The organism is Prevotella sp. DNF00663, assembly GCF_001553265.1.
Lineage (GTDB): Bacteria > Bacteroidota > Bacteroidia > Bacteroidales > Bacteroidaceae > Prevotella.
This window is the reverse complement of record NZ_KQ960657.1, coordinates 1-847: the sequence shown is the minus strand read 5'-3', so window position 1 is coordinate 847 and position 847 is coordinate 1. Positions and strand designations below refer to the sequence as shown.

At 36.6% G+C, this 847-nt stretch carries 1 tRNA gene and 1 pseudogene; both read right to left on the bottom strand.

What is annotated here, in order from left to right:
- Positions 1-30: 30 nt before the first annotated feature.
- Positions 31-399 (bottom strand): annotated as a pseudogene (locus HMPREF3034_RS10245) (hypothetical protein); the annotation flags it as partial.
- Between the two features lie 237 nt (positions 400-636).
- Positions 637-718: transfer RNA gene (locus HMPREF3034_RS10240), tRNA-Leu, on the bottom strand.
- Between the last annotated feature and the right edge of the window lie 129 nt (positions 719-847).

Genomic DNA, 847 nt, shown 5'->3' with positions numbered 1-847 from the left:
ATTTCTAAACTAAGAGTTTTGCAGAGTTCTCAGAACATCATTATATGAGGTGTGTCGGTCAATGTACTTCGTATATTCAAATGAAGATACAGAGAAGGAGGTATATTTCTGTTTTTGTTCTTTGGTCAGTGATTCAAAGAAAGTGCTTTCCCACAAAAAGTCATCATCGTTGTAATATTCCTCTACACATGCAAGAGCAGGATGATTCAGATAAATGGAAGATAGTTCATCGGTTATTCGGATATATTCTTTTTGCAAAATCTCTTTGAACTGTATATTGTTGATGCAACCTTTCTTCCTCAGAATATTTCCAATGAGCACATTGTAGGTCTGAGTAATGCAGTAGTTTAATATTCGTTGAATACTGTCAAGCTGTATCTTTAGATTGTCATTTTCCATTTTGTAATTTTCTATGGTGGGTACTGTTTACAAAGATAGGGCATTCGTTGGAGAAAAAGCCAAGAAAGGGAAACAAACAGAATAAAAGGGAAGAGTTGTCGTTAATTAAATATAAATCTGAGTGACGAGAAACTATAAAAGTACACCTTTCTCATTGCATTGTTATATAGTACACTTTTAGTACGCATCGAAAAAGAAAAATCCCCTGTAAATCAAAGACTTACAAGGGATTTATAGTACCCAGACCCGGGATCGAACCGGGATGGATTGCTCCACTGGTGTTTGAGACCAGCGCGTCTACCGATTCCGCCATCTGGGCATGGCTTGTAAAGACGTTTGCAAAGGTAATTCTTTTTTTTGTTCCAGCAAACTTTTTTTGCGAAAACTTGAGATTATTCTAAGTATATCGTAAGGCCCGCAGAGTCAACCCGCAAGTGCAAAATTATAA